Origin of the sequence: Amycolatopsis melonis, from assembly GCF_040064235.1 — a bacterium.
Taxonomy (GTDB): domain Bacteria; phylum Actinomycetota; class Actinomycetes; order Mycobacteriales; family Pseudonocardiaceae; genus Amycolatopsis; species Amycolatopsis melonis.
Window position 1 is genome coordinate 439,666 of sequence record NZ_JBDZYD010000006.1, and the last position, 23,254, is coordinate 462,919.

General features: G+C 72.3%; 28 protein-coding genes. 18 read left to right on the forward strand and 10 right to left on the reverse strand.

The features are described from left to right. Nucleotides 1–9 precede the first annotated feature (9 nt). Nucleotides 10–378, reverse strand: coding sequence for an ArsR/SmtB family transcription factor (locus ABJI51_RS19020; protein ID WP_348952366.1), 369 nt, complete (start codon nucleotides 376–378; stop codon nucleotides 10–12). A gap of 102 nt (nucleotides 379–480) precedes the next feature. On the opposite strand from ABJI51_RS19020, the gene ABJI51_RS19025 reads away from it, so the two are divergent. Continuing rightward, a complete protein-coding gene (locus ABJI51_RS19025; RefSeq protein ID WP_348952367.1) occupies nucleotides 481–981 on the forward strand; it encodes a PaaI family thioesterase in 501 nt (166 codons plus the stop codon). Here ABJI51_RS19025 and ABJI51_RS19030 read toward each other — a convergent pair. Further along, nucleotides 978–1,307: a nuclear transport factor 2 family protein gene (locus ABJI51_RS19030; RefSeq protein WP_348952368.1), complete on the reverse strand. Its 330-nt coding sequence runs from the start codon at nucleotides 1,305–1,307 to the stop codon at nucleotides 978–980. The two genes, ABJI51_RS19025 and ABJI51_RS19030, sit on opposite strands and share 4 nt — an antisense overlap. Before the next feature lie 52 nt (nucleotides 1,308–1,359). Beyond that, nucleotides 1,360–1,836 carry a MarR family winged helix-turn-helix transcriptional regulator gene (locus tag ABJI51_RS19035; protein ID WP_348952369.1) on the reverse strand — a complete coding sequence of 159 codons (477 nt, stop codon included), beginning with the start codon at nucleotides 1,834–1,836 and terminating at the stop codon, nucleotides 1,360–1,362. Here ABJI51_RS19035 and ABJI51_RS19040 point away from each other — a divergent pair. Further along, nucleotides 1,835–2,296, forward strand: coding sequence for a pyridoxamine 5'-phosphate oxidase family protein (locus ABJI51_RS19040; RefSeq protein WP_348952370.1), 462 nt, complete (start codon nucleotides 1,835–1,837; stop codon nucleotides 2,294–2,296). The two genes, ABJI51_RS19035 and ABJI51_RS19040, sit on opposite strands and share 2 nt — an antisense overlap. Here ABJI51_RS19040 and ABJI51_RS19045 read toward each other — a convergent pair. Next, nucleotides 2,293–3,492 (reverse strand): ROK family protein, encoded by a 1,200-nt coding sequence (locus ABJI51_RS19045; RefSeq protein ID WP_348952371.1) that lies wholly within the window; start codon nucleotides 3,490–3,492, stop codon nucleotides 2,293–2,295. The two genes, ABJI51_RS19040 and ABJI51_RS19045, sit on opposite strands and share 4 nt — an antisense overlap. Before the next feature lie 93 nt (nucleotides 3,493–3,585). Between ABJI51_RS19045 and ABJI51_RS19050 the strand changes: the two genes are divergently transcribed. Beyond that, complete coding sequence (locus ABJI51_RS19050) at nucleotides 3,586–4,326, forward strand: DUF427 domain-containing protein (RefSeq protein ID WP_348952372.1); 741 nt, start codon at nucleotides 3,586–3,588, stop codon at nucleotides 4,324–4,326. A gap of 4 nt (nucleotides 4,327–4,330) precedes the next feature. On the opposite strand, the gene ABJI51_RS19055 is transcribed toward ABJI51_RS19050, so the two are convergent. Then, on the reverse strand, nucleotides 4,331–4,948 hold the full coding sequence (locus ABJI51_RS19055; protein ID WP_348952373.1) for a winged helix-turn-helix transcriptional regulator: 618 nt from the start codon (nucleotides 4,946–4,948) through the stop codon (nucleotides 4,331–4,333). Nucleotides 4,949–4,987: 39 nt separating this feature from the next. Between ABJI51_RS19055 and ABJI51_RS19060 the strand changes: the two genes are divergently transcribed. Further along, nucleotides 4,988–5,470, forward strand: a complete 483-nt coding sequence (locus tag ABJI51_RS19060; protein WP_348952374.1) for a nuclear transport factor 2 family protein — start codon at nucleotides 4,988–4,990, stop codon at nucleotides 5,468–5,470. 21 nt (nucleotides 5,471–5,491) lie between these two features. On the opposite strand, the gene ABJI51_RS19065 is transcribed toward ABJI51_RS19060, so the two are convergent. Beyond that, nucleotides 5,492–6,187: a zf-HC2 domain-containing protein gene (locus ABJI51_RS19065; RefSeq protein WP_348952375.1), complete on the reverse strand. Its 696-nt coding sequence runs from the start codon at nucleotides 6,185–6,187 to the stop codon at nucleotides 5,492–5,494. A gap of 58 nt (nucleotides 6,188–6,245) precedes the next feature. Between ABJI51_RS19065 and sigC the strand changes: the two genes are divergently transcribed. The 5 genes from sigC (at nucleotide 6,246) to ABJI51_RS19090 (ending at nucleotide 12,048) form a co-directional block, all read left to right on the forward strand. Next, complete coding sequence (sigC, locus tag ABJI51_RS19070) at nucleotides 6,246–6,785, forward strand: RNA polymerase sigma factor SigC (RefSeq protein ID WP_348952376.1); 540 nt, start codon at nucleotides 6,246–6,248, stop codon at nucleotides 6,783–6,785. 165 nt (nucleotides 6,786–6,950) lie between these two features. After that, nucleotides 6,951–9,170: a xanthine dehydrogenase family protein molybdopterin-binding subunit gene (locus tag ABJI51_RS19075; protein ID WP_348952377.1), complete on the forward strand. Its 2,220-nt coding sequence runs from the start codon at nucleotides 6,951–6,953 to the stop codon at nucleotides 9,168–9,170. A gap of 11 nt (nucleotides 9,171–9,181) precedes the next feature. Continuing rightward, nucleotides 9,182–9,640, forward strand: coding sequence for a (2Fe-2S)-binding protein (locus ABJI51_RS19080; protein WP_348952378.1), 459 nt, complete (start codon nucleotides 9,182–9,184; stop codon nucleotides 9,638–9,640). 134 nt (nucleotides 9,641–9,774) lie between these two features. Then, on the forward strand, nucleotides 9,775–10,998 hold the full coding sequence (locus tag ABJI51_RS19085; protein ID WP_348952379.1) for a PucR family transcriptional regulator: 1,224 nt from the start codon (nucleotides 9,775–9,777) through the stop codon (nucleotides 10,996–10,998). Between the two features lie 63 nt (nucleotides 10,999–11,061). After that, complete coding sequence (locus ABJI51_RS19090; RefSeq protein WP_348952380.1) at nucleotides 11,062–12,048, forward strand: NAD-dependent epimerase/dehydratase family protein; 987 nt, start codon at nucleotides 11,062–11,064, stop codon at nucleotides 12,046–12,048. A gap of 128 nt (nucleotides 12,049–12,176) precedes the next feature. On the opposite strand, the gene mgrA is transcribed toward ABJI51_RS19090, so the two are convergent. Continuing rightward, the gene (gene mgrA / locus ABJI51_RS19095; protein ID WP_348952381.1) at nucleotides 12,177–13,205 is read right to left on the reverse strand and encodes an L-glyceraldehyde 3-phosphate reductase; all 1,029 of its coding nucleotides are present in this window, start codon (nucleotides 13,203–13,205) and stop codon (nucleotides 12,177–12,179) included. A gap of 64 nt (nucleotides 13,206–13,269) precedes the next feature. On the opposite strand from mgrA, the gene ABJI51_RS19100 reads away from it, so the two are divergent. Then, nucleotides 13,270–14,151, forward strand: a complete 882-nt coding sequence (locus ABJI51_RS19100; protein WP_348952382.1) for an AAA family ATPase — start codon at nucleotides 13,270–13,272, stop codon at nucleotides 14,149–14,151. Further along, nucleotides 14,148–15,515, forward strand: coding sequence for a vWA domain-containing protein (locus ABJI51_RS19105; RefSeq protein ID WP_348952383.1), 1,368 nt, complete (start codon nucleotides 14,148–14,150; stop codon nucleotides 15,513–15,515). The genes ABJI51_RS19100 and ABJI51_RS19105 overlap by 4 nt, the downstream gene beginning before the upstream one ends. On the opposite strand, the gene add is transcribed toward ABJI51_RS19105, so the two are convergent. After that, a complete protein-coding gene (gene add, locus ABJI51_RS19110; RefSeq protein ID WP_348952384.1) occupies nucleotides 15,493–16,467 on the reverse strand; it encodes an adenosine deaminase in 975 nt (324 codons plus the stop codon). The two genes, ABJI51_RS19105 and add, sit on opposite strands and share 23 nt — an antisense overlap. Before the next feature lie 147 nt (nucleotides 16,468–16,614). On the opposite strand from add, the gene ABJI51_RS19115 reads away from it, so the two are divergent. Together ABJI51_RS19115 and ABJI51_RS19120 are read left to right on the forward strand one after the other, a co-directional pair. Beyond that, a complete protein-coding gene (locus ABJI51_RS19115; protein WP_348952385.1) occupies nucleotides 16,615–17,373 on the forward strand; it encodes a LamG domain-containing protein in 759 nt (252 codons plus the stop codon). A gap of 94 nt (nucleotides 17,374–17,467) precedes the next feature. After that, nucleotides 17,468–17,683, forward strand: coding sequence for an antitoxin (locus ABJI51_RS19120; protein WP_431605630.1), 216 nt, complete (start codon nucleotides 17,468–17,470; stop codon nucleotides 17,681–17,683). Here the strand turns inward: ABJI51_RS19120 and recQ are convergent. Then, nucleotides 17,680–19,518 carry a DNA helicase RecQ gene (recQ, locus tag ABJI51_RS19125; RefSeq protein ID WP_348952387.1) on the reverse strand — a complete coding sequence of 613 codons (1,839 nt, stop codon included), beginning with the start codon at nucleotides 19,516–19,518 and terminating at the stop codon, nucleotides 17,680–17,682. The genes ABJI51_RS19120 and recQ overlap by 4 nt on opposite strands. Before the next feature lie 110 nt (nucleotides 19,519–19,628). Here recQ and ABJI51_RS19130 point away from each other — a divergent pair, with 110 nt between their 5' ends. The 4 genes from ABJI51_RS19130 to ABJI51_RS19145 all read left to right on the forward strand — a co-directional run bounded on the left by ABJI51_RS19130 (nucleotide 19,629) and on the right by ABJI51_RS19145 (nucleotide 22,057). Next, the gene (locus tag ABJI51_RS19130) at nucleotides 19,629–20,066 is read left to right on the forward strand and encodes a DUF6314 family protein (protein WP_348952388.1); all 438 of its coding nucleotides are present in this window, start codon (nucleotides 19,629–19,631) and stop codon (nucleotides 20,064–20,066) included. Between the two features lie 159 nt (nucleotides 20,067–20,225). Then, nucleotides 20,226–20,900 carry a hypothetical protein gene (locus ABJI51_RS19135; protein WP_348952389.1) on the forward strand — a complete coding sequence of 225 codons (675 nt, stop codon included), beginning with the start codon at nucleotides 20,226–20,228 and terminating at the stop codon, nucleotides 20,898–20,900. A 2-nt stretch (nucleotides 20,901–20,902) separates the two neighbouring features. Then, on the forward strand, nucleotides 20,903–21,472 hold the full coding sequence (locus ABJI51_RS19140; RefSeq protein ID WP_348952390.1) for a hypothetical protein: 570 nt from the start codon (nucleotides 20,903–20,905) through the stop codon (nucleotides 21,470–21,472). A 72-nt stretch (nucleotides 21,473–21,544) separates the two neighbouring features. Beyond that, on the forward strand, nucleotides 21,545–22,057 hold the full coding sequence (locus ABJI51_RS19145) for a mycothiol transferase (RefSeq protein ID WP_348952391.1): 513 nt from the start codon (nucleotides 21,545–21,547) through the stop codon (nucleotides 22,055–22,057). Between the two features lie 13 nt (nucleotides 22,058–22,070). Here ABJI51_RS19145 and soxR read toward each other — a convergent pair whose 3' ends face one another. Next, complete coding sequence (gene soxR / locus ABJI51_RS19150; protein ID WP_348952392.1) at nucleotides 22,071–22,556, reverse strand: redox-sensitive transcriptional activator SoxR; 486 nt, start codon at nucleotides 22,554–22,556, stop codon at nucleotides 22,071–22,073. A gap of 99 nt (nucleotides 22,557–22,655) precedes the next feature. On the opposite strand from soxR, the gene ABJI51_RS19155 reads away from it, so the two are divergent. After that, nucleotides 22,656–23,246 (forward strand): NADPH-dependent FMN reductase, encoded by a 591-nt coding sequence (locus ABJI51_RS19155; RefSeq protein WP_348952393.1) that lies wholly within the window; start codon nucleotides 22,656–22,658, stop codon nucleotides 23,244–23,246. Nucleotides 23,247–23,254: the final 8 nt, after the last annotated feature.

Below are 23,254 nucleotides of genomic sequence, written 5' to 3' on the forward strand. Positions count from 1 at the left end.
GCCCGCACGCTACCGGTCTGCGGCGTCCTCTGCGTGCTGGTCGGGGTGGGGGCGCACCCGGTGGATGAGTTCGTGCACCGTCTCGTCCGCGAGCCGGTAGCGCACGACCCGGCCGGCGCGCTGCGGTGTGACCAGGCCGTGGGCGCGCAGCAGCCGCAGGGCCTGCGACACCGCCGTGTCGGTCATGCCGGTGGCCGCGGCGAGGTCCGTGACGCTGATCTCGCGGGCGTAGTGGATGCACACCAGCAGCGCCAGCCGTGACGGGTCGGCGACGACGGAGAAGCGCCGGGCCCATTCGTCGATGACGGCGCGGTCGCCCAGCCCCTCGACCGCCGCCGCAACGCGTTCGGGGTCGATCAGCTTGCGGTCGGTGTTCACCCCCGGATGATTCCATGGCCTGGGTCACGCGCGCTTGACGCGGCCTCGGACGGGGAGCGAGGCTGGGCGTTAAGACAGCTGTCATAATTCGAGGAGCCCGGCATGACCGACGTCGAAGCGCAGGTCCGTTCGAAGACCATCACCTGGCAGGACCCGCTGGAGTCCGCGCGGCTCGGCGCCACGATGTCCGGCCTCGACTACATGCGGGCGATTGCCGAGGGCCGGGTCCCGCCTGCCCCGATCGCGGCGCACTTCGGCCTGCGCTGGGAGAGCGTCGAGCGGGGCGAGGTGGTGGCGGTCGCCGAGCCGGACGAGTCGCTGTACAACCCGATCGGCATGGTCCACGGCGGCGTGGCGGCGACGATGCTGGACTCGGTGGTCGGCTGCGCGGTCCACACGACGCTTCCGGCCGGGGTGGGTTACGCGTCGGTGGAGCTGAAGGTGAGCTACCTGCGCGCGATCCACGCGGGCCGCGGCGAGATCCGGGCGACCGGCCGCGTGGTGAAGGAAGGCTCGCGGATCGCGTTCGCGGAGGGGGAGATCCGCGACGCCGAGGGCAGGCTGCTGGCCACGGCGTCGGGGACCTGCGTCATCACGCGCTAGAGCGGCTGCTTGACGTCCCAGTGCTCGGCGAGCAGGCCGTCCTCGACCCGCAGGATGTCGACGACGGCGAACTCGCTCTCCGGCCGCCGGAGGTGCAGGTGGACCATGACCAGGTCGCCGTCGGTGGCGACGTGCCGGATCTCCGCTGTGGCGTCGGCGAGCGGCGAGTTCTTCACGGCGTCGGTGAAGGCGTCGCGGCCTGAGGGCAGGCCGGGGCTGTGGGTGACGAAGTCCGGGCGCAGTGCGGCTTTCGCCGCGTCGAAGTCCTTGTGCACGAACAGGTTCTCGAGGCACTCGAGGACGATCATGCGGTTCGTTTCGGTCATGCCGCCGATGGTGCTGCCCGCCGGGCCGGGTGTCGATTACCTGCGAGGTCATTCAGCGCGGCGGCCGGACCCGCCGGGCACGGATCGCGTCCTCGCCGCCGTAGCGGCCGATGATCGACGCCAGCAGGGTTTTCGCTTCGGCGACGCGTCCGACGCCGTACTCGTCCTCGAGTTCCCGGTGCAGCTCCTGCCGCAGGGCGCGCGTGGCTTCGACGGCGTTCCGGGCGTGCTCGGTGAGGTGAAGCAGTTTCGTCCGCGCGTCGGCCGGATCGGGCTCGCGGCGCAGCAGCCCTCGCCGTTCGAGGTCGGCGACGGCCTTCGACGCCGCCTGCTGCGTCACGCCCATGCGCTCGGCCAGCGCGGTGATGGACAGCGGGGCGGCCAGGACGTGCTGGATGACGACGCCGTCGTTGAAGCGCAGGTCGCCGTAGCCCTGCGCGGCGAGACGCCGCTGGACCTCGTCGGTCATGGCCCAGCCCGCGAAGAGGGCGGTGAGCGGGAGGTCGAGAGTGCTAGGATGCACAACCATGGTTGTGGAATCTAGCAGAGTGCCGGCCGAGCTGGCCGAGGCGTTCGTCCGGGTGGCCCACCGGATCGTCTGGTGCACGCTGGTCACGGTGGACCGCCGGGGCAGGCCACGCTCCCGGATCGTCCACCCGATCTGGCAACACACCCCGGACGGCCTGACCGGGCGGCTGTTCACCCGCCCGACCCCGCTGAAGGTGGCCCACCTGGCGGCGACGCCGTACGTGTCGTGCTCGTACTGGGACCCGCAGCACGAAGTCGCGGTGGCGGAGTGCCGGGCGGAGTTCACCGACGACGAGCAGAGCCGCAAGGAGCTGTGGGACCTGTTCGCATCAACCCCGGACCCACTGGGCTACGACCCGCGAATCCTCGGCGGCGAGGACTTCCGCGACCCGGCAATCACGGTGCTGACGCTGACACCCTGGCGCATTTCGGCCGGCGGCGAAGCCTGGCGCGCGGCTTAGGCCGCCCCCACCCGGCGGTCGAAGACGAGCCCTTCCGCGGCCTGCAGCCCGACGCTGATCGCCCCGGTCAGCACTGCGTCCTCGCCCAGCTCTCCCTGAACGACCTTCGGCACCAGGGGCGTGAACGCCCGCAGGGCCCGGTCGATCGGCTCCAGCAGCAGGTCCGCCGCCGCGCCCATGCCGCCGCCCAGGACGATCAGTTCCGGGTCGATCACCGCCGCCACCGAGGCGACCGTGTACGCCAGGCGGTCGGCTTCCGCCGTCAGGGCCTGGCGGGCCAGTTCGTCGCCTTCGCGGGCCAGGCGGAACACCTCGCGAGCCGATTTTGCCGTGCCCAGGCCGAGTTCGCGGGCGCCGCGGACCACCGACTGGGCTGCCGTCGCCTCCTCGAGGTGGCCGCGGGCGGGCGGGGCGCCCGGCTCGTCGGCCGAGCGCGTCCGGCCGTATGGGAGGTAGCCGATCTCGCCCGCCGCGCCCGTGGCGCCGCGGAACACCCGGCCGTCGACCATCATGCCCATGCCGACGCCGGTGCCGATCGTGATGCAGCCGAACACCGACGCGCCGCGGGCCGCGCCGCTCTCCCACTCGCCGACCGCCGTCAGGTTCGCGTCGTTCTCCACCATCAGGTCCGGGCCCAGCGCCGCTTCGAGGTCGTCGATCAGGCCCGGACGGCCCCAGCCCGGCAGGTTCGGCGCGTGCCGGAAGCAGCGCTTCTCCGGATCGGCGACGCCGGGGGAGCCGACCACGCGCACGACGATGTCGCCGGCGGACAGCCCGGCCTCGGCCACCGCCGCGGCCGCGATCTTCCCGACCGCGGCCACCAGCGCCGCGCCGGAGCGGGCCGTGTTGCGCTCGTCGCGGCGCGCCACCAGCGTGCGGCCGAGGTCCGACACCGCCACGCGCAAGTGCTCGCGGCCGATGTCGACACCCAGGACGTACCCCGCCGTGGGGTCGGCCTCGTACAGCACCGCCGAGCGCCCGGTGCCGGTCGACGTCTGCCCGGTCGGCCGCGCCAGCCCGGCGGCTTCGAGCGCCAGCAGCGCCTGGCTGACCGTGGGCTTCGACAGCCCGGTGTCCTTCGCCACCTGCGGCCGGGTCGCCGGCCCGCTGCGGCGCAGCAGGTCCAGCACCGCCCGCTGGTTGATCTTGCGCATCCCGGCGGGGGTACCGACCGTGGGGATTTCTACGCCGGCCACCCGTGCCCGCCTCCTGTCGTCCTGCTGCTGCCTGCCACGGTAGCCGCCCCGGCCCGCCGGAATACCTCCCGTCCGGGACCCGTTGACCGGGGCATGAGCACTCCGGGACGCGGCCGGGTCCGCGTGGCACAGGGCGCGAAGCGGGTGCGCGTGTTCCTCCGCGGGCAGGTCGTCGCGGACACGGTGCACCCCCTCCTGGTGTGGGAAGTTCCCTACTACCCCACGTATTACATCCCGCGCGCGGACGTCGTGAGCGGTGTTCTCGTCCCCTCCGGCCGCACGGCGCACTCGCCGAGCCGCGGAGACGCTGTTCTGTCGACGATAAAGGGTGGCGGGACCGAGGCGGTGGACGCCGCGCTGGAGTACCCGGATTCCCCGATCGAGCAGCTGCGCGGCCACGTCCGCTTCGAGTTCGGCGCGTTCGACTGGTTCGAAGAGGACGAGCAGATCTTCACGCACCCGCGCGACCCCGGCGTCCGCGTCGACATCCTGCCGAGTTCCCGGCACGTCCGGATCGAGGTCGGCGGCGTCACGGTCGCCGACTCGGTGCGCCCGCACCTGCTGTTCGAGACCGGCCTGCCGACCCGCTACTACCTGCCCCGCGTCGACGTCCGGATGGACCTGCTGGCGAAGACGGACACCGTGACGCACTGCCCGTACAAGGGCGCGGCGGAGTACTTCTCGGTGAACGGGCACGACGATCTCGCCTGGAGCTACCCGACGCCGCTGCCGGAGAGCACCCGCGCCGCGGGCCTGGTGGCGTTCCTCGACGAGAAGGTGGACGTCTACGTCGACGGCGTGCTGCAGGAGCGGCCGAAGACGAAGTTCGCCTGAGCGGTCAGGCGCCGAAGACGGCCCGCACGGCCGCCTCGTCGCCTTCGACGTCGAGGCCGTCGGTGTCCAGGCCGAGCACGCCCGCGGCCAGCCCGAGCACGAGCGGGGCTTCGGCGCGCACGACGGCGTCGAGGTCCCGGCCGTCGTGCGGGCTCACCTCGACGCCCGAGCGCGTCGCCCGGACCTGGACCACGACGTCGCCGACCGCGATCCCGATCGTGCCCGCCGAAGACCGGCGCGGCCTGCCGGAGAGCAGGGCGGGCAGGGCGACGAGGAGCCATTCCCCGCGGAAGCGGTCGCCCTCGGGCCCGCGCACCATCAGCGGCGTCGACCAGCGGATGAGCCCTTCGATCGGCTCCCGCAGCCCGGCACCCCACGGCGTCAGGGCGTACTCGATCGCGTTGCCCTCGCCGGCGAGCCTGCGCTCGACCACGCCGGCGGATTCGAGGTCGCGGAGCCGGTCGGCGAGCAGGTTGGTGGCCACCCCGGGGAGCCCGTCCTGCAGCTCGCGATAGCGGGCGGGGCCCACCAGCAACTGGCGGACGACGAGCAGGTTCCACCGGTCGCCCACGACGTCGAGCGCCCGGGCGAGACCGCAGTACTGACCGTAGCTTCGGCTCATGCGCTTGACAATCTCAAGCGAGGCTGACTGAATCAAGTCATGAGTGTGCTGCCGGCGATCACTGCCCTGCGTGCCGCGGGCGAGAAGGGCGACGCCGACGCGGTCGCCGGGCTGCTGGCGCCGGGCGTCGTGTTCCATTCCCCGCTCACGGCGCGCATCCGGTTCGAGGGCAGGGAAGCGGTCGCGGCCCTGCACCGCGACATCTTCGCCGTGCTGGAGAATCTCGAGACGGCCGAACCGCTCACCGACGGCGACACCGGGTCGTTCACGTTCCGCGCCCGCGTCCGCGGGGCGGAGATCGAAGCCCTGAACGTGGTGCGCGTCGACGAGCAGGGGCGGATCGCCGAGTGCAAGGTGTTCGCGCGGCCGCTCCCGGGAGTCGCAACGCTGTTCGCGGCACTGCCGCCGCGGGTCGCGGCGAGACGGCACGGGCCGGTGGTCGGGGTGCTCGTCGCGCTCTTGGCCCGGCCTCTCGCCTTCGTGCTGCGCACCGCGGACCGCCTGGTTCCCAAGCTCGTATAACGCCCTATACGGCGCATTGGCTCAAGCGGCGTGGCGGCCGTGGGCCTGACGGCGGAAGACCCGGGGCCGCGGCCGTCCCGCCGCCGGGGTGTCCACAGTGGACCCGCCGGTCGTCGCGCCGTCGTCGGCTGTGGCGGCCGGGAGCGGGGTGCCGCGGTCACGGTGGTGGTGGCGATGCACCGCATACAGCAGCGCCAGCCCGAGGACCACGAGCAGGTGCGTCGCCAGGCGGGACAGGGTCACCTGGCCCGCCGCCAGGTCGCCCGCCGACAGCACCAGCAGCACACCGACGAATCCGGTCAGCAGCGGCAGCTGCCCGGCCGCCGTCTTCGGGCGGGCCACCGCCGCCAGCAGGCCGATGCCGACCGCCAGGTTCCATGCGCCGCTCTCGTGGTCGAGGTGGGCCACGCCGTGTGCGCCCGCCGTGCCCAGCAGCTGGGCGAACGCCAGGCCGAGCTGGCCGATCGCCACCACGGCCAGCGCGATCCGCAGGCCCCAGCCCTCGCCCGACGGTGCCGGCGTGCGTTCGAGGATCGCCTCGGTCAGGTCCGGGACCGGCGGCGCCGGGCGCAGCAGCATCGCCCGCCGCAGCCGCTGGGCGCCCGCGAACCACTCCTGGCACGCCGCGCAGCCCGCCAGGTGCCCGTCCGGGGACACGGGTTCGGCTTCGCCGTCCAGCCGGGCCGACAGCGCTTCGCGGCATTGCTCGCACTTCATGTCCTACTAGTCGGACGGAGGGTCCCCAAGGTTCCCGCTCACTGCTAGATTCCGGATCATGACCCGCGGTGAAGACGACGAGCGCGTCACAGCTCTGGCTCTCCGGGCCGGCCGCGGTGACCGGCGAGCCCTCGAAGAATGGGTCCGTGCCACCCAGGCCGACGTCTGGCGCTTCCTCGCCCACCTCACCGACACCTCCTCCGCCGACGACCTGACGCAGGAGACCTACCTGCGTGCCTTCGGCAGCCTCCGCCGCTTCGCCGGACGCTCGTCGTCGCGCACCTGGCTGCTGTCCATTGCCCGCCGCGTGGTCGTCGACCAGCTCCGGGCCGCCGGCGCCCGGCCGAAGATCGACTGGGACGCCCCGGTCGACCAGGGGCGCGCCACCACCGGCTTCGAGGACCTCGTCGAGCTGCGCGTGCTGCTCGACGGCCTCGACCCGGACCGGCGCGAGGTGCTCGTGCTGACCCAGGTGCTCGGCCTGTCCTACGCCGAGGCCGCCGACGTCTGCGGCGTCCCGGTCGGCACCGTCCGCTCCCGGGTCGCGCGTGCCAGGGACGACCTGCTCGAAGCCCGCCGCGAGCGGGGCGCCGGCTGAACCAGCCGGTTACGCCGTCCGGCACTGTGGCGGCGCACACATTCGGCCGCTTCGACTGTCATCTCGTCACAGAGATGCGCGAACCCGACTACGCCGCGTTGACGACCGGCCAGCGGGCTCCTTAGCGTGGCGCGCACCCCGCCACCTCCCAGCAAGGGATGCCCGATGGCCACCGAACCCGCCGATCCCGGCCGCCGCCGTTTCCTCACCTACCTGATCGCCGCGCCCACGCTGACCGTCGCCACGAAACTGACCGCCGACGCCGTGGCCCCGGCCCGCGCCGACGCCGTCGTGCCGACGCTGCCGCAGCCCGCGGAGATCCTGGACCTCGGCGACGTGCTGACGCTGTCATGCGCCCCGACCGCCGGGATGCTCGTCCTGGAAATCACCGGCGACGGCCGCGCCCGGCTGCAGCTGCCGCGCGCGGAAGTCGGCCAGGGCATCACCACGGCGAACGCCATGCTCGTCGCCGAAGAGCTGGACCTGCCGCTGGACCGCGTCGAGGTCGTGCTCTCCGACGCCCGCACCGAGCTGCTGTTCAACCAGCTCACCGGCGGCTCCAACACGATGCGCTCGCTCTACGACCCCGTGCGCGCCACCGCGGCGACCGCGCGGGCCCGGATGGTCGCCGCGGCCGCGGCGCAGTGGGGGACCGACGCGTCGCGACTGTCCACACGCGACGGTTTCGTGTGGGCGCCGGACGGCCGCAGCGCCGCCTACGGCACCCTCGCCGGGCCGGCGGCGCGGACCGGACTGACGACCGGCGCGGTCCAGCCGAAGGCCGAGTCCGCACACACGCTCGTCGGGACGCCGACCCCGCGCCAGGACGCCCGCGCGATGGTCACCGGCAAGCAGGTCTACACGCTCGACCTCGACATCCCGGGCGCCAACCCGGTGATGGTGCGGCGCCCGCCGACCATCAACGGCACGGTGCAGAAGGTCAACAACGAGGCCGCGGTCCGCGCGATGCCCGGGATCATCGACATCGCCGTCGTGAAGACCGGCGTCGCGGTGATGGCCGAGACGTTCGGCCAGGCCCTCGACGGCAAGAACGCCCTCGACGTCACCTGGGGACCGGGCACGGTCGACGGCGAGGACAACGAGACGATCAAGAAGAAGCTGCGTGCCGCCGCGCTGCCCTTCGCGGTGCCGCCGCTGCTGACCCAGTACGTCGACGGCGAGTTCGACTTCGCCTTCGCCAGCCACGCGCCGATGGAGTCGAACTCCGCGGTCGCCGACGTCCGCGAGGACAGCGCGACCATCTGGGCCGGGCTGAAGTCGCCGATCGTGGCGAAGCAGACCATCGCCCAGGAGCTGGGGCTGCCGGAGAACAAGGTCACCGTGCACGTCCAGCAGGGCGGCGGGTCGTTCGGGCGGCGGCTGTTCTTCGACGCCGCCCTCGAAGCCGCGCACATCTCGAAGGCGATGAAGAAGCCCGTCCGGCTGATGTGGAGCCGGATCGACGACATGCGCCACGGCCGGGCGCGCGCGGCGAGCTACCACCGCATCCGCGCGACGTTCGCGCTCGGGCAGGTGCTCACGTTCGAGCACCGCGTCGCCAGTGTCGAAACCGACTGGAGTCACGGCCTCGGCGAGATTCTCACCGCGTACGCGGCGAAACTGCCCGTCGGCGGCAACCTCAGCTTCGCGCAGACGGTGTTCCTGCTGACCGTGAAGTCGCCGTACAATTTCGGCGTCACCACGCAGCTGCTCAACGAGGTGCCGCTGAAGTTCCACACCTCGGCGTGGCGGTCGGTCTATTCGGCGAACACCCGTGGCGCCGAAGAGATCATGGTCGACGAGATCGCCGCGAAGCTCGGCAAGGACCCGGTGGCCTTCCGCCGCGAGTTCATCAAGTCCGACCGGCAGCGCGCGGTGCTCGACAAGGTCGCCGAACTCGGCGAGTGGGGCAGGAAGCTGCCCGCCGGGTTCGCGCAGGGCGTCGCGGTGCACGGCGAGTACAAGTCCTACACCGCCTGCCTGGTCGAGCTGGACGCCCGCGACCCGAAGCACCCGCGCGTCACCAAGGCGACGATCGCGGTCGACGTCGGCAAGCCGGTGAACCCGCGCGGCATCCAGGCGCAGATGCTCGGCGGCCTGACCGACGCGATCTCCACGACGCTCAGCGCGGGCCTGCACATCGACAAGGGCCTGCCGCTGGAGGGCAGCTACTCGCAGTTCCACTTCGCGCGGCAGAAGAATTCGCCGACCGACGTCACCGTGCACGTCATGCCGGCCAACGGGTCCGACATCGGTGGCGCGGGCGAGCTGGGCCTGCCGGCGCCGGTCGGCGCGATCGCCAACGCCTACGCCAGGGCCACCGGGATCAAGCCGCGCAGCTTCCCGATCACCTTCCCGGTCGACTTCGACCCGTTCCCGCGCTGAGGAGAGTCCCCATGCCGAACTACACGTTCGTGGTGAACGGGAAGACCGTCACCGTCGACGCACCCGCCGACCTGCCGATGCTGTGGGCGCTGCGCGACAAGCTCAAGATCCGCGGGCCGAAGTACGGCTGCGGCATCAACGTCTGCAAGGCCTGCACCAGCCACCTCGACGGCGAGGCGTTCAACCCCTGCGTCACACCGGTTTCGGAGTGCGCGGGCCGGGAGGTCACCACGATCGAGGGGCTGGCCGACGGCGACGAGCTGCACCCGGTCCAGGAGGCCTGGCTGGAGCAGGACGTCGCCCAGTGCGGGTACTGCCAGCCCGGCCAGATCATGGCGGCGGTCGCGCTGCTCAAGAAGACGAAGAACCCGACGGACGCGGACATCGACGCGATCCAGAACGTGTGCCGCTGTGGCACGTACTTCCGGATCCGGGAGGCGATCAAGAGCGCGGCGGCGAAGATGGCCTGACGCAGGTGCGGAGGTTCTACAAAGGAACCTCCGCACCTGCGGTTGATGTAGCAAGTTCACCCGAACGTGGCGGCCACGATCGGGTTAGATGTCGGTCTCGGGTCTCGAAGAGGCGGCCCGAGACCGGAGGGACCATGCACTACCAGGCGCTTCTGGCCGACGGACGGGCACCGCGCGTCGCGGCCCTCGCCGCCGAGGTCGAGCGGAAGCTGCCGGAGCTGGTCGAGAGCACCGTGCGGCAGATCCGCGCCGAAATGCCCGTGTACGCCGACGCCCGGTTCGTCACGCACGCCGAGCTGCGGAACTCGGTGCGCGTCAATCTGGAGCACGTGATGCGCACGCTGCGCGGCTCGGACGTCCCGGACCTGTCCCAGGCGCGGGCGACCGGCCGGGCGCGGGCGCTGCAGGGCGCGCCGCTGCCGGAACTGCTGCGCGCGTACCGGATCGGGCTCACCGAGGTGTGGCACCGGTTCGTCGAGCTGACGGCGCAGCGGGAGGATCTCGCGGCGCTGGTGGCCGCGACGACGGCGATCTGGGCCCTGATAGACGACCTCGCCGAAGCCCTCACGACGTCCTACCGCGACACGACGGCGGAAGTGCTGGTGGCGCACCAGAACCGGCGTTCGGCACTGGTCGAGGCGCTGTTCGCGGGCGGCGCGGCGACCGAGGGCACGCTGTGGGACATCGCCCGCGTGCTCGACCTGTCCCTGGACGGCACGTTCGTCGTGGTCGCGGCGGAGACCCCGCGCCTCGGCCAGGAGCCGCTGCCGCAGATCGAGGCCCGGCTGCGGGCTTTGCAGCACGCGTCGGCGTGGCGCCTGACACCGGACCTGCAGGTGGGCGTGGTGTCCCTGCGTGACCCCGCGGCCGCGCCGTCGATCGTTTCCCTGGTCCGCGAGCACCCGGTGGGCCGGGTCGGGATGAGCCCGGTGTTCACCGGCCTCGGCAACACGGCCCGCGCGCTGCACCTGGCGAGGGTGGCGCTGTCGAGCATGACGCCGGGGACGCCGGGGCTGGTCCAGTTCACCGAGTCCCCGCTGGCCGGGCTGGTGGCGAGCGCGCCGGAGGCGTCGGTCCAGCTGGCCCACCACGTGCTCCAGCCGATCCTGGACCTCCCGGGCGACGACCGGAACGTGCTCTTGCTGACGCTGCGCGCGTGGTTCGACTGCCAGGGTTCGACGAAGCTGACGTCGCAGCGGATGTTCTGCCACCCCAACACGATCCGCCACCGGCTGAAGCGGATCACCGAAGAACTGGGCCGGTCCCTGACGAACCCTGCAGACATCGCCGAGCTGGGCGCGGCCCTGCGGGCACTGAACCTCTTCCCGGAGGCCACCCACCTGCCGGCGCCGCGGTAGCGCCCGCTCCGCTCTCGGCGAACCGCCTGGCCGGGCGGTGATCATCGGTGCTTGGCTGCCGGTATGGAGATCTTGGTGCTGGGCGGAACGGCCTGGGTCGGCCGGGAGCTGTCGCGGCAGGCGCTCGGGCGCGGTCATCGGGTGACCTGCCTCGCGCGGGGCGAGAGTGGGGACGTCGCGGACGGAGCGGCCCTGGTCGCCGCCGACCGGCGGGATCCGGCGGCCTACGAGTCCCTGCGGGACCGGGTGTGGGACGCGGTCGTCGAGGTGTCGTGGCAGCCGGGGTTCGTGCGGGGCGCGCTCGACGCGCTGGGTGTCAAGGCCGGGCACTGGACGTACGTCTCCTCCGGCAACGTCTACGCCTCCCACGCCACGCCGGGAGCGGACGAGTCCGCTGCCCTGCTCGCCCCGACCGACCGCAGCGAAGCAGGCCAGGAGCTGTACGGCGAGGCGAAGGTCGCGTGCGAGCAGGCGTCGGCGGCCGCGGTGGGCGAGCGCCTGCTCGTCGCGCGGGCCGGGCTCATCGGCGGCCCGGGCGACCACAGCGGACGCTCCGGCTACTGGGCCGCCCGCGCCGCCCGCGATCCGCGCGGGCCGATGCTGGTCCCCGGCACGCCTGCCGTGCCCACCCAGGTGATCGACGTGCGGGACCTCGCCTGCTGGCTGCTCGACGCCGCGGAGAACGGCACCACCGGCACGTACAACGCGGTCGGCCCGGTCGTCCCGTTCGGCGAGTGGATCGAGCTGTCCCGGGCGGCGGGCGGGCACACCGGCCCGGTGGTCACCGCCGAGCCGGAATGGCTGCTCGCCCAGGGCGTGGCCCAGTACATGGGGCCGGAGTCCCTGCCGATGTGGCTGGTCGAGCCGGGCTGGGAAGGCTGGTCGGCCCGCGACGGCTCGGCGGCACAGGCCGCGGGACTGCAGCACCGGCCCCGCGCGGAGCTGCTGGCCGACACCCTGCGCTGGGAACGCGAGCAGGGACTGGACCGGGACCGGCGCGCAGGACTCAGTGCACGGCGGGAGCGCGAGCTGCTCGACGCCCTCGGCTGACCGGCGCCGGAAGGGGGGCGGCGGCTCGCTTTCCGGCGAGCTGAAAGGCGCTTTCGGCAGATGTGGTGCAGCGAACGGGCCGTTCGTCTCGTCAGATGCGAGGAAAGCGCCTTTCAGCCCGGCGCCGGTCACGCGTCCGACGAGCGCTTCCACAGGTTGATGTCCGCGTCGGTCGCGTGGCCGTCGATCTCGGTCAGTTCCTCGGCCGAGAACTCCGGATTGCCCAGCGCGCCCACGTTGTCCTCCAGCTGCCGCACGCTGCTCGCGCCGATCAGCACCGACGTCACGCGGCTGTCGCGCAACGCCCACGCCAGCGCCAGCTGGGCCAGCGACTGGCCGCGCCGGGCGGCGATGTCGTTCAGGGCGCGGACGCGGCGCAGGCGGTCCTCGTCGAGCGTGCCCGGATCCAGGGACTTGCCCTGCGCGGCCCGGGAATCCGCCGGGACGCCGTGCAGGTACTTGTCCGTCAGCAGGCCCTGCGCCAGCGGCGAGAACGCGATGCAGCCCGCACCCGCCCGCGCCAGCGTGTCGAGGAGGCCGTCCGTCTCGATCCAGCGGTTCAGCATCGAATACGACGGCTGGTGGATCAGCAGGGGCGTGCCCAGTTCCCGCAGCAGCCGCGCCGCCTCGGCGGTCCGCTCCGAGCTGTACGAGGAAATCCCGACGTAGAGCGCCTTTCCGGCGCGGACCGCGCGATCGAGCGCGCCGACGGTCTCCTCCAGCGGCGTCTCCGGGTCGAAGCGGTGCGAATAGAAGATGTCGACGTAGTCCAGGCCCAGGCGGCCGAGCGACTGGTCCAGTGAGGACAGCAGGTACTTGCGGGACCCCCACTCGCCGTACGGGCCGGGCCACATGTCGTAGCCCGCCTTGGTGGAGATCACCAGCTCGTCGCGGTACGGCCGGAAGTCGGCCGCCAGCAGCCTGCCGAAGTTCTCCTCGGCCGAGCCGTACGGCGGGCCGTAGTTGTTGGCCAGGTCGAAGTGGGTGATGCCGAGGTCGAACGCGCGGCGGGTGATGGCGCGCTGGGTCTCCAGCGGCCGGTCGTGGCCGAAGTTGTGCCACAGGCCGAGCGAGATCGCGGGCAGCTTGAGCCCGGACCGCCCGCAGCGGCGGTAGGGCATCGAGTCGTATCGGCCGGGAGCGGCAACGTAGGTCACGCGGCCGATGCTAACCCGCCACCTCGGGTACAGTCCGGGTGAGCGACCGCTTAGGAGGCCAGTGGTGGGCACCGGATTCTTCACGTCCGTCGACGACGTGTCGGCCAGGCTGGCCGGCGCCGGCTACCTGGCGTCCACGGCGGTGGCGACCACGGTCTTCCTCGCCGACCGGCTCGGCAAGCCGCTGCTGGTCGAAGGCCCGGCCGGCGTCGGCAAGACCGAGCTGGCCAAGGCCGTCGCCCAGGTCAGCGGCTCGCGGCTGGTACGCCTGCAGTGCTACGAGGGCATCGACGAGGCCCGCGCGCTCTACGAGTGGAACCACGCGAAGCAGCTGCTGCGGATCACCGCCGGCCGCGACGAGACGTGGGAGGCCGCGCGCACCGACATCTTCGGCGAGGAGTTCCTGCTGCGCCGCCCGCTGCTCACCGCGATCTCCTCCGACGAGCCGACCGTGCTGCTGATCGACGAGACCGACAAGGCCGACATGGAGGTCGAGGGCCTGCTGCTGGAGGTGCTCGGCGACTTCCAGGTCACCGTGCCGGAGCTGGGCACGATCACCGCGACCCGCCCGCCGTTCGCCGTGCTCACCTCCAACGCGACGCGGGAGCTGTCCGAGGCACTGCGCCGCCGGTGCCTGTTCCTGCACATCGGCTTCCCCGACGAGGACCTCGAACGCGACATCGTCCGGCTCAAGGTCCCCGGGATCGACGCCGCGCTCGCCGACTCGGTCGTGCGCGTGATCGCCGCGCTGCGCGCGATGGACCTGCGCAAGCTGCCGTCGGTCGCCGAGACCGTCGACTGGGCCCGCACGCTGCTCGCGCTCGGCGCGTCCAGGATGGACGAGACGGTGGTGCGCGACAGCCTCGGCGTCGTGCTCAAGCACCAGGACGACATCGCCAAGGCGGGCGCCGGGCTGCAGCTCGAACAGGTCCTGGACGCGTCGTGACCGGCGGCGTGCCCGAGCGGCTCGCGGCGTTCGTCCGGGCGCTGCGGGCGCAGGGCATCCCGGCGGGCCCGAGCGAGACCGTCGACGCCGCCGCCGCGCTGGAGGTGCTCGGCTTCGACGACCGCGAGCTGGTCCGCGAGGGCCTGGCCGCGGCGCTCGTCCGCCGCGGCGGGCAGCGCGCGGTGTTCGACGCCGCGTTCGACCTGTACTTCCCGGCCGGGATCGGCGCACCCGAGCGGGCCCGCGAGGACCCGCCGTCGACGCTGGAGGAGCTGCGCGAAGAACTCGCGACGGCGCTGGCCGGCGGTGACCAGCAGGCGCTGGCCCAGCTCGCCGGGCTCGCGGTCGACATGCTCGGCCAGTACGGCTCGGCGTCCGGGCCGGGCGGCGGCTTCTCCGCCCACCAGACGCTGGAACGGCTCCAGCCGCAGACGCTGATCGCCCGGGTACTGGCCGCGGTCCGCGGCGGCGGGGCCCGCGGCGAGTTCACCGACCGGCTCGACCGCGACGAGATCCGCCGCCGCGTCGAGAGCTTCCGCGGGCAGGTCCGCACCGAGGCGCGGCGCCGTGCGGCCGAGGTCCGCGGCCGCGAGCGCGTCGCCCAGCACGCCATCGCCCCGTCCCCGGACCGCGTCGACTTCCTCATCGCCAGCCGCAACCAGCTCGCCGAGCTGCGCCGCACGATCCAGCCGTTGTCCCGCAAGCTGGCGACACGCCTGGCCGCGCGCCGCAAGCGGACCACCCGCGGGCAGATCGACCTGCGCCGGACGCTGCGGCGGTCGCTGTCGACCGGCGGGGTGCCGCTGCGGCCCGCCTACCGGCACCGGCGGCCCGGCCGTCCGGAAATCGTGCTGCTGTGCGACCTTTCCGGGTCCGTGGCCGGGTTCGCGAACTTCACGATGCTGCTCGTGCAGGCGCTGCGCGACCAGTTCGCCAAGATCCGCGTGTTCGCCTTCGTCGACAGCACCGACGAGGTCACCCACCTGGTCACCACCGGCGCGGCCGACCCCGAGCACCTGGGCGCGCGCATGCTGGCCGAGGCGGCGCTGGTGCGCTGGGACGGCCACAGCGACTACGGCGGCTCGCTGCAACAGTTCACCGAGAACTGGCTCGACGCGGTCGGCCCGCGGACGTCGGTGCTCATCCTCGGCGACGCCCGCACCAACGGCGGCGACCCCAATCTCGACGCGGTCCGCGCGATCAGGTCCCGCGCCCGGCACGTCTACTGGCTCAACCCCGAGCGGCGGTCGCTGTGGTCGACGGGCGACTCGGCGGCGCGGGAGTACGCCGAGGTCGTCGAGATGCACGAGTGCCGCACGGTGCAGCAGCTGTCCGCGCTCGTCACCCGGCTGTTGCCGGGGTGAGCCACGCGTCGATCTCCCGCAGGATCCTCGTCTTGACCGCTTCGGGAGCGAAGGACGCCGTGACGCTCGCGCGCGCGAAGTCCGCCATCGTGGCGTCGTCGTAGCCGAACGCGCGTTGCACGCGGGCGTACTCCTCGGCGAGGGCGGCGCCGGTGACCGAGGGGACGTCGGTGTTGAGCGTGACGGTCAGCCCGGCGTCCCGCAGCCGGGGGAGCGGGTGCTCTGCGAGCGAGGGCACCAGCCCGAGTGTCACGTTGGAGGACGGGCAGACTTCCAGCGCGAGCCCGCGCTCGCGGACCTCGGCGACGAGCGAGGGATCGTCGAGCACGCGGATGCCGTGCCCGAGCCGTTCGGTGCGGCCGACGTCCAGCGCTTCGCGGATGCTGTCGGGCCCGGCGTCTTCACCGGTGTGGTGCAGCAGGTGGATGCCGGCGGCACGGGCCTTCTCGAAGATGGCCGCGAACGGCCGCAGCGAGTGGTTTTCCTCGCCCGCCATGCCGATCGCGAAGACCTCGTCGTACTTCAGCGCGAGGTCGAGGGTCCGCTCGGCCCGTTCGACCGACCGGCGGCGCGAGTGGTCCAGCAGCAGGCGCCACTGGAGCCCGTCGCTCTGCGACAGTCCTTTCAGGACGGACGCGAGCGGCATTTCGAGGTCCCCCAGCCGTTCCCCGTGCGAGGCGGCGGTGAAGGTGACTTCGGCGTACCGCGTGCCCTGGGCGGCTTCGTCTTCGGCGTATTCGCGCGCAATGCGTTCGAAGTCCTCCGGCCGCTGCAGGCAGGACCGGATGAGGGCGTTGTAGTCGGCGAAGGCCCGGAAGCCGTCGAACACCGGCGGCTCGCCGGGGACGTCGACGCCGTTCGCTTCGCCGAGTTCACGGAGCGTGCCCGGCCGGATGGTGCTCTCCAGGTGGACGTGCAGGTGGGCCTTCGGCAGGCTCGCCAGGTCGCGCATGGGCCCGAGCCTAGGGCCGGAGTGGCGGGGTGCGCGCGGCATTTTCGGCGCGCGGGTGTGGCCCGGATCCCGCTGACCGGCTCTTGTGCTCGCGCTCGCCGCGGCGGAAGCTGATCGCAGGTGATCAAGCCTTCAGGGGGACCCGTCATGCGTTCGACCAAGTACTTCCGCCGTGCCCTGCCCGCGGCGCTGTCACTGGCCGCCGTGCTCGCCTGCGCGCCCGCCGCGCTGGCCGCCGACCCGCAGCCCGGCAACCACTGGCTCCTCGACGAGACCGGCGGTGACCAGGCCGCCGACAGTGCCGCGGGCCGCACCGCAACGCTCCACAACGGACCGGTCTTCGGGCCGGGGCGCAGCGGCAACGCGCTCACCTTCGACGGGATCGACGACTTCGCCGCGTCGGACGCCGTGGACGTCCGGACCGACGGCAGCTTCACCGTGTCGGCCTGGGTGAACCTCGCCACCGCGAACTTCGGCCTGTCGACCGCGGTCAGCGTGGACGGGGAGCACACCAGCCGGTTCCGGCTCGGCTACATCATGGACGACGACAACAACCAGCTCGGCGCCTGGAGCTTCCGCGCGGCGGAGTCCGACAGCGACCGGCCCGTCGTGACCAAGGCGGCCGAGAGCGTCCTGCCTGCCGAAACCGGCACCTGGGTGTTCCTGGTCGGCGTCCACGACGCGGCCGCCAAGAGGCTCTGGCTCTACGTCAACGGCACCCGCGTGGGTGACGGAACCCTGAACACCGAGTGGCAGCCCGCCGGTGGCGTGCGGATCGGCGGGGCGCTGGCCGCGGGCGCGCCCGCGGAGCCGTGGCCGGGCAGCGTCGACGACGTGCGGCTCTACCCCGGGGTGCTGGACAAGGACCAGATTTCCGCGCTCTACCGGTCGTTCCCGCAGCCGTAGGGGTTTGGCCGTCGTCACACGGGGAACCTTCGGGTGGTTCGTCCGCGTTGTCAGGATGACCGGAACTCGACGAGGGAGGGCCACCGTGCCGCTGATGAAGAAGCTGACGATGCTCGCCGGAGCCGCCGGCGCGGCTCGCGCCTACGCCAAGAAGAACCCCGAAAAGGTGAACCAGGTCGTCGGCAAGGCCGCGAAGTTCGTCGACGACAAGACCAAGGGCAAGTACCACCAGCAGATCGCCGGCGCGGTCCGCAAGGTCAGCTCCGTGACCGGGCAGCCGGGCCAGGGACGGCCGGCCACCGGCCACTAGTCACCGGCGGTCAGCACCTCGAGAACCCCCTCGCCGTACTTGGCGAGCTTGTTCTCGCCGACGCCGCTGACCGTGCCCAGCTCGGCCAGTGACGACGGCCGCTGCGTGGCGATCTGGCGCAGGGTGGCGTCGTGGAAGACGACGTACGCCGGCACGCCCTGCTCCTTCGCGACGCCGGCCCGCCAGGCACGCAGGCGTTCGAACAGCGGGGCCGCCTCCGCGGGCATCTCGGCCGCGGCGGTGGCCCGCTTGGCGGTGCGGACCCGGGCGGCGGCGGCCCGCTCGGGTTCGCGGCGCAGCTTCACCGTGCGGTCGCCGCTGAGCACCTCCGCGCTGCCGTCGGTGAGCACCAGCGAGCCGTAGTCGCCTTCGACCGCCAGCAGGCCCTGGGCGAGCAGCTGCCGCACCACCGCGCGCCACTCCGCCTCGCTCAGCTCGGTGCCGATGCCGAACGTCTTGAGCGTGTCGTGCTGGAACTGCGTGACCTTCGGTGTCGACTTGCCGAGCAGGATGTCGATGATCTGGCCCGCCCCGAACTTCTGCCGCCGTTCGTTGCGCAGCCGCACCACCGTCGACAGCAGCTTCTGCGCCGGGATCGTGCCGTCCCAGCTCTCCGGCGGGTTCAGGCACGTGTCGCAGTTGCCGCACCGTTCGGCCTGCTGCCCGAAGTAGTTGAGGATCTGCACGCGGCGGCATTCCACCGTCTCGCACAGCGCGAGCATCGCGTTCAGGTGCGCGGTCTGCCGCCGCCGATGCGCCTCGTCGCCCTCGGACGTGTCGATCATCTTGCGCAGCTGCACGACGTCCTGCAGGCCGTACGCGAGCCACGCGGTCGACGGCAGGCCGTCGCGGCCCGCCCGGCCGGTCTCCTGGTAATAGCCCTCGACCGACTTCGGCAGGTCGAGGTGGGCGACGAACCGGACGTCCGGTTTGTCGATGCCCATCCCGAACGCGATCGTCGCGACCACGATCAGCCCGTCCTCGCGCAGGAACCGCGCCTGGTGCTTCGCGCGGGTGCGCGCGTCCAGGCCCGCGTGGTAGGGCACCGCCGGGATCCCGTTCTGCACCAGGAACTCCGCGGTCTTCTCGACCGAGTTGCGGGAGAGGCAGTAGACGATCCCGGCGTCACCGGCGTGCTCGGTGCGCAGCAGTTCGAGCAGCTGCCGCTGCGGCGAGTTCTTGCCGACGATCCGGTACTGGATGTTCGGCCGGTCGAAGCTCGCGACGAAGTGCCGGGCGTCGTCGAGCTTCAGCCGCGCGGAGATCTCCTTGTGCGTGGCCTCGGTCGCGGTGGCGGTCAGCGCGATCCGCGGCACGTCCGGCCAGCGTTCGTGCAGCGCCGACAGCTGGAGGTAGTCGGGCCGGAAGTCGTGCCCCCACTGGGCGACGCAGTGCGCTTCGTCGATGGCGAACAGCGAGATCTTGCCGCGGTCGAGCAGCCGGACGGTGGATTCGACGGACAGCCGTTCCGGGGCCAGGTAGAGCAGGTCCAGCTCGCCGTTCAGGAACGCCGCTTCGACCTCCTGCCGGGCCGCGTAGTCCTGGGTCGAGTTGAGGAAACCGGCACGCACGCCTGCGGTGCGCAGCGCGTCGACCTGATCCTGCATCAGCGCGATCAGCGGCGAGATCACCACGCCGACGCCGGGCCGCACGAGCGCGGGAATCTGGTAGCACAGCGACTTCCCGCCGCCGGTGGGCATCAGGACGAGCGCGTCGCCACCGGCGATCACGTGCTCGACGATCGCCGCCTGGTCGCCGCGGAAGCTGTCGTAGCCGAACACGCGCCGGAGAGTCTCCAGCGCGTCGGACACCGGTGCGAGGTCGGTCTCTGCCACCCGGCCGACTATAGAGCGGGGGTCCGACAACTTCCGGCCGCCCTCCGGCGCGGCGGGCTCGGAGCCGCTCGCCGTGGGGCCGGTCGTGACCGGATGACACACTGGCCGGGATGGACGCGTACTTCCCGGTCGCCGACCTCGCCGCGTATTTCGGCGGCGGGTGGTGGCTGGACCGCGAGATCCGCACCGCCGGCGGCGAACCGGCGGGCGAGGTGACCGGGACCGCCACGTTCACCGAAGAGGACGGCGTGCTCGTCTACCGCGAAGCGGGCGAGATGCGGCTCGGCGCGTACACCGGCCCGGTCACGCGCACCCTGCACTACCGGCCCACCGCGCCGGGCCGCGCCGACGTGCACTTCGACCACGGCGGCTTCTTCCACGAACTCGACCTGCGCGCCGGCCACTGGGATACCGAGCACCCGTGCCGCGACGACCGCTATCGCGGGAGCTACCGCGTGTTCGACGCGGGGCGCTGGCGGCAGGAATGGGCGGTCCGCGGCCCGGCGAAGGACCACGTGATCGTCACGCGCTTCCGCCGCCAACCGTGACCGGTTCCCGGTCACCCACCGTCACGTCCGGTACGACGGCATCCGGCGGCATCGACGCGGCCAGTCGGCCGAATCGCGGGTGACCACGGTTTTCGCGCTCGGGGATGCGGGAACACCGGACGCATCGGGGGGCTCGACATCCTTGAAGGAGTATGTGCGATGCCCACATGGCTGATCGTCGTGATCGTCGTCGCGGCCGTCGCGGTGCTCGGCGCCGTGATCTGGCTCGTGACCCAGGAGATGCAGCGAAAACGGCTGCAGCAGCGGTTCGGCCCGGAGTACGACCGGACCGTGAAGGAAAGTGACAACCCCCGTGCGGCGCAACGGGAACTGGCCGAGCGGGAACGGCGGCACAAGGAACTCGACATCCGCCCGCTGTCGGCGTCGGCGCGGGAGCGCTACGCCCGGGAATGGGCGCAGGTGCAGGAAAAGTTCGTCGACCAGCCCCGCGACGCCGTCGCCGAAGCCGACCGGCTGCTGGTCGCGCTGATGGCCGAGCGCGGTTACCCGACCGAGGGCTACGAGCAGCAGGTCGCCGATCTTTCCGTGCGGCACGCGAAGACCCTGGAGCACTACCGGGCCGCGCACACCACGCAGCAGAAGCGCGACGCAGCCTCCACTGAGGACCTGCGGGACGCGATGGTCCGCTACCGGACCGTCTTCGAGGACCTGCTGACCGACGGCGCCGACGACGAGCGCCACGACCACGACCACCACGACCGCCGGAACGGGCACGACCGCAACGGGCACGACCACGCCGGCCGTCGCGACACCGACCGCACCGAGCACCAGGCCACCGCGCAGCCGCGGACCGAGTGGAACGGAGGACGCTGACCATGACCGAGCACCTGACGAGGCACAGCGCCGAGCACGACGAGGACCTCACCGCCCGCGACGACGACCGCGGCGACCTGCGCGACGAGGGCGACGTGCGTGACGAGGGCAACCTGCGCGACGAGGGCACGGCCGAAGTACCCGGCCAGGACCGGGCCGAGTACGGCGAGACCGGGACCGGCGAGGAGGCCGACCACACCCTGAGCACCGCCGACCTCGCGTCCGCGTCGGCCGGGCAGCAGCAGCAGGAGGAGGACACGGCCCGCACGGACGCCGCGCCCGCCGGATCCGGCGGGGACGTCGAGACGCCCACGCTGATCGACGAAGAGAAGGTCACCGGCTTCCGCGACCGCTGGCAGAACGTGCAGACCGGCTTCGTCGACGACCCGAAGCAGGCCGTGCAGCAGGCCGACGAGCTGGTCGCCGCCGTGATCAGCGCGCTGGCCACCACGTTCGCCGAGCACAAGAGCGAGCTGGAAGCCCAGTGGCAGCAGGGCGAACCGGCCACCGAGGAGCTGCGCATCGCGCTGCGGCGCTACCGCGCGTTCTTCGACCAGCTGCTCCCGCACTAGCGGGCGCCGTTTGCCGGCGGGCATGATCGGGTAGCACGCCGGGGGACGGCGTCGGAATGGGAGGCAAGCCGAATGAACGTGGCCGATCTGCTCGTCGACGGGTACAGCCGGGTCCAGGGCACCGTGCACGCGGCGGTGGAAGGTCTCACCGCCGAGCAGCTCGGGGCCCGGCTGGACGACAAAGCCAACTCGATCGCCTGGCTGGTGTGGCACCTGACCCGCGTCCAGGACGACCACGTCGCCGACGTGGCGGGCACCGAACAGGTGTGGACCGCGCAGGACTGGCTGTCGCGGTTCGGCCTCCCGTTCCCTGCCCACGACACCGGCTACGGTCACCGCCCGGCCGACGTCGGCGCCGTCCGCGTCGACAAGCCGGACCTGCTCACCGGCTACTACGACGCGGTGCACGAGCAGACCGTGCGGTTCATCAAGGGACTGGACGACAAGGCACTCGACCGGATCGTCGACGAGGGCTGGGACCCGCCGGTGTCCCTGGGCGTGCGCCTGATCAGCGTCCTCGACGACGACATCCAGCACGCCGGCCAGGCGATGTTCGTCCGCGGCGTGCTGGAACGCCGCCGGTAGCCCTGCCGGGTTCTCAGCAGGCTTCGCAGCCGGTTTGATCGCCGCCGCCGCGGTGATCGGCGAGGCGCCGCGGCCCCGGGCCGTCCGCGCCGAGCCGGTCACCGGGGTTGGCGAGCCGGCACTTCGCCAGCGACATGCAGCCGCAGCCGATGCAGTCGTCCAGCTGGTCGCGCAGCTGCTCCAGCCGTCGGATCCGCGCGTTCAGGTCGTGCTGCCAGCACCGGGAGATGCGTGCCCAGTCGGCCCGCGTGGGGGTGCGGTCGTCGGGGAGCAGGGCTAGGACCTCCCGGATCGCCGACAGCGGCATGCCGACCCGCTGCGACATCCGGATGAACGTCACCCGCCGCAGCGTGTCACGGCGGTAACGGCGCTGGTTGCCGGCGGTGCGGCGGCTCTGGACCAGTCCTTCGTCCTCGTAGAACCGCAGGGTCGACGCGGGAACCCCGCTGCGGCGGGAAAGTTCGCCCACGGTCAGGTCGGGCAGCGTGGCGTTCACCATGGTCGCCAGCCAAGCACAGACGCGCGCTTGACTTCAAGGGAGCTTGAACTTCCACCCTGGGCGCAGACGGCAACAACGCCGCTGTGTCGAGGAGGAACAGTGTCCGAAGCTCCCGTCCGGGTCGCCATCATCGTGGGAAGTGTCCGGGAAGGACGGTTCGGTCCGGTGGTGGCGCGCTGGCTGGCCGGCCTCGCCGCCGGGCTCGGCGGGTTCGAGGTGGACGTCGTCGACCTCGCCGAGCACGACGTGCCGCTGGCGATGCCCGCGTTCGGCGCGGCGCCCGCCCCGGCGGTCGCCGCCGAGGTCGGCAAGGTGACCGAGCGGCTCGCCGCGGCGGACGCGTTCGTCGTGGTCACCCCGGAGTACAACCACAGCTACCCGGCCGCCCTCAAGAACGCCGTCGACTGGCACCGGGACGAGTGGCTGGCCAAGCCGGTGGCTTTCGTTTCCTACGGCGGGGTTTCCGGCGGCCTGCGCGCGGTCGAGCACCTGCGTGCGGTGTTCGCCGAGCTCCACGCGGTCACCATCCGCGAGACGGTCAGCTTCCACGGTGCCCACACGTGTTTCGGGCCGGACGGGATGCCGTCCGACGAAGGCGCGACAGTGGCGGCGAAGGCGATGCTCGAGCAGCTCACCTGGTGGGCGCGGTCGCTCGCCGACGCCAGGGCGGCGCGGCCGTATCCCGGCTGAGAGTGTCC